Source organism: Mycolicibacterium arseniciresistens, from assembly GCF_030519285.1.
In the GTDB taxonomy this organism is placed as follows: Bacteria; Actinomycetota; Actinomycetes; order Mycobacteriales; family Mycobacteriaceae; genus Mycobacterium; species Mycobacterium arseniciresistens.
The window spans coordinates 1-3,764 of the sequence record NZ_JAUMSQ010000450.1 but is presented as its reverse complement, the minus strand read 5'-3'; the positions used below and the strand labels follow the sequence as shown (position 1 = coordinate 3,764).

Here is a 3,764-nt window from a genome sequence, read left to right as displayed (position 1 = left end):
CGGCGCGGCGGTCCCGACACGCCGTCCGGGCCGGACAGCAGCCGCAGCGACCCCAGCGCCGCCTCGCGCAGCGCCACCTCGGCCAGTTCGTCGTCGTCGCCCTCGGCGTAAGCCTCGCGCAGTGTCGGAGTCACCGCGAAGGCCGTGCCGCTGCGGGCGTGCACCGACCCGTCGGCGACGAGCTGTTGCAGCAGGGCGAGGGTCGACGGAATGTACACACGCATTCCGCCGACACTAGCTATGTCTTCGAAGGATCCTTCTCGACGGAGATGATGAAGTCGTCGCCGTGTTCGGTGACACCGTGCACGACGGCCTCCTCCACGGCCTCCTCGGCATACTGCTTGCGGACCATCATCGGGTCCCGGCGCAGGTCTTTGACCAGTGCGACGCACAGCAGCACCATCACCACGACGAAGGGCACCGCCGCGATGATCGTGATGGTCTGCAACCCGGTCAGCGCGTCCGAGCCGCCCAGGATGAGCATCACCGCCGCCACCGCTCCGGTGGCCACCCCCCAGAACACCACGGTCTTGCGGGACGGCTCGATGCAGCCGCGCTCGGACAGCGACCCCATCACGATCGACGCCGCGTCGGCGCCCGAGACGAAGAAGATGGCGACCAGGATCATCACCAGCACGCTGGCGACCGTGGCCAGCGGGTACTGCTCGAGCAGCCCGAACAGCTGGCTCTCCGAGCTGCCGTCGCCGACCACGTCGACGCCCTCCTGCTGTTCCCGGATCGCGGCGCCACCGAAGATGCAGAACCAGACCAGCGAGACCACGCTGGGCACCAGCAGCACGCCTGCGACGAACTGGCGGATGGTCCGGCCGCGAGAGATGCGGGCGATGAACATGCCGACGAACGGTGTCCAGGACAGCCACCACGCCCAGTAGAACACCGTCCACGAACCCAGCCACGCATTCACCTCGCCGCCCTCGGCGCCGGTGCGCGCCGACATCATGGCCAGTTCCTGGAAGTAACTGCCCACCGACGTCGGGATCAGGTTGAGGATGAACACCGTCGGACCGACGATGAACACGAACAGCGCCAGCACAAGGGCGAGCACCATGTTGATGTTGGACAGCCACTGGATGCCCTTGGCCACGCCCGACACCGCCGAGAGCACGAACGCCGCGGTCAGCACGGCGATGATGCCGATGAGCACGGCGTTGCCGGTCTCGCCGATGCCCGCGACGATCTGCAGACCCTTGCTGATCTGCAGCGCGCCCAGGCCCAGTGAGGCGGCCGAGCCGAACAGCGTGGCGAAGATCGCCAGCATGTCGATGACCTTGCCCCAGCCGCCGTTGGCGCGTGCTCCGATCAACGGCTCGAACGCGGCGCTGATGAGCTGGAACCGGCCCTTGCGGTACACGCCGTACGCGATCGCGAGGCCGACGACGGCGTAGATGGCCCAGGGATGAAGCGTCCAGTGGAAGAGCGTGGTGGCCATCGCGGTCTGTGCGGCCTCCTGGTTACCCGGTGAGCCCGTGCCCGGGGGCGGGGTGACGAAGTGCGTCAACGGTTCGGCGACCCCGTAGAACATCAGCCCGATGCCCATGCCTGCGCTGAACATCATGGCGATCCACGACACGGTGCGGAACTCGGGTTCCTCGTCGTCGCGGCCGAGCGGGATGTTGCCGAAGCGGCTGACCGCCAGCCACAGGACGAACAGCACGAATCCCGACGCGGTCAGCACGAAGAACCAGCCGACGTTGGTCAACACCCAGTTCAGCGCACCGCTGGAGGCGTCGGCCAGCGTCGCGGTGCTGATCCCGCCCCACACCAGGAAGCCGATGGCCAGCGCGGCGGTGACGCCGAACACCACCCAGTCGATGCCGATCCGCCTGGCCTGTGCCTCCTCGTCGATCGCCACGTCGAGGATGGGGTGCGGGATGGCACCGCCGGTGGGCGACCGCAGCGCGTGGTCGACCGTCCGCCGGGCGCGTTCGGACTTCTTCTTCTCGGGGCTGATTGTCATGGTGAATTCATCAGAACCCCTCGGCTCCACCACGTCAACTCCCCGGCAGGCTACGAACTGGTTACCGCGACGCTTCCAAGAGTTCATCGAGGGACTCGCGCAGCAAACCGGGAAGCACGTCGACGTCGCTCATCGCGTCCCGGTCGGCGTTGATACCGAAGTAGAGCATGCCGTTGTAGGAGGTCACCCCGATCGACAGCGTCTGGTTGTGCAGCAGCGGCGGAACGGCATAGGTCTCGAGCAGCTTGGTGCCCGCCACGTACATCTGTTTCTGTGCGCCCGGCACGTTGGTGATGAGCAAGTTGTACTGCCGCGCCGAGAACGTCGTCGCAACCCGGATCCCCATGGCGTGCAGCGTGGGTGGCGCGAACCCCGACAGCGTGACGATGGTGCGGGCGTCCACCAGGCTGGCCGCCGTCGGGTGCGACTCGGTGGCGTGTGAGATCTGGGACAGCCGCACGACGGCGTTGCCCTCGCCGACGGGAAGGTCGACCAGGAACGGGGCCACCTCGCTGATCGCCTGACCCGGGCCGGCCGAGTCGATCTCGGCGTCCGGATAAACCGACATGGGGGCCATCGCGCGCACCGTCGTGGTGGGGCCGACGGGTTCCCCCCGGGAAAGCAGCCAGTTACGCAGTGCGCCGGCGACAACGGCGAGCAGGATGTCGTTGATGTTGCACTCGTACCTGGCGCGCATCCGCCGGTAGTCCTCCAGCTCGTGGCTGGCCACGGTGAAGCGGCGATTGCGGGAGACCCGGGTGTTCAGCGGGCTGTTCGGCGCGGTGCCGCGGGCGACGGTGCGTGCCACGTCGGCGAACCGGCGGCCCATCTCGACGAGTTGCCCGGCGTTGGTCGCCACGTCGGTGACCGCGTCGCGCACCGCACCCAGCTGCGCCGTCGGCCGGGTGACCCATTCCCCCACCGCACCGAGCAGCAGCCGGCGGTCACTCGGTTCGCGGGCCGGAATCCAGATGTCCTCGCCGAACTCGGGCGCCTTCTGCGTCCGGTCGACGATCACGTGACCGATCTCGAGTGCGGTCATCCCGTTCACCAGAGCCTGGTGGGACTTCGTGTAGATCGCGACGCGGTTCTTGGTCAGGCCCTCGACCAGGTACATCTCCCAGAGTGGCCGCGTCTTGTCGAGCGGTCGCGAACCCAGGCGCGCGACCAGGTCGTGCAGCTGGGCGTCGCTGCCCGGCGACGGCAGCGCCGAACGCCTGATGTGGTAGGTGATGTCGAAATCGGGGTCGTCGACCCAGACCGGCCGGGCCAGGCCGAGGGTGACCTCCCGCACCTTCTGCCGGTATCGCGGGATCTGCGGCAGCCGCTGTTCGACCGTGGCCAGCAGACTCTCGTAGCTCAACCCGCTGCGGGGCCGGCGCAGGATCGACAGCGAACCGACGTACATCGGGGTTGCCGTGTTCTCCAGGTGGAAGAACGTCGCGTCGGGCGCCGACAGCCTCGTCACCATTCGGCGCCATCCCCCCTCTTCGGCCGTCGCTGCTCGGTCACCGCCACCGTATCCGGCCGATCTGTGACCTCGCAGCACGGGTGCATCCAGCCTGGTGCGAACCATGCGACCATGGACAGGTCTGCGACTCTCCAGCAGATGCCGATCCGTACGTCGAGCATCAGGAGAGTCCGCCATGCCCGCTCACATCACCCGTTCCCCCGCCGTCCGCGGCTCATTCACCTCACCGGTCATCGACTACGAGCCGGCGCCCGCACCCGTCACCGGGCCGTGCCCGCCGCCGTCACCCGCCGCGTTGCACCGGCGGACGCCCCG

At 68.1% G+C, this 3,764-nt stretch carries 3 protein-coding genes; all 3 read right to left on the bottom strand.

What is annotated here, in order from left to right; all coding sequences use genetic code 11:
• Positions 1-224 (bottom strand): DUF6912 family protein (locus Q2100_RS30265; protein ID WP_407667728.1); only part of this gene is annotated, 224 nt, incomplete at its 3' end.
• 14 nt (positions 225-238) lie between these two features.
• Positions 239-1,978, bottom strand: a complete 1,740-nt coding sequence (locus Q2100_RS30260; RefSeq protein ID WP_302916988.1) for a BCCT family transporter — start codon at positions 1,976-1,978, stop codon at positions 239-241.
• 61 nt (positions 1,979-2,039) lie between these two features.
• Positions 2,040-3,449 (bottom strand): WS/DGAT/MGAT family O-acyltransferase, encoded by a 1,410-nt coding sequence (locus Q2100_RS30255; protein ID WP_302916987.1) that lies wholly within the window; start codon positions 3,447-3,449, stop codon positions 2,040-2,042.
• Between the last annotated feature and the right edge of the window lie 315 nt (positions 3,450-3,764).

Excerpts from the sequence above, each read along its gene's own strand:
- Q2100_RS30255 (WP_302916987.1), bottom strand. The coding sequence starts at position 3,449 with ATGGTGACGAGGCTGTCGGCGCCCGACGCGACGTTCTTCCACCTGGAG.
- Q2100_RS30260 (WP_302916988.1), bottom strand. The coding sequence starts at position 1,978 with ATGACAATCAGCCCCGAGAAGAAGAAGTCCGAACGCGCCCGGCGGACG.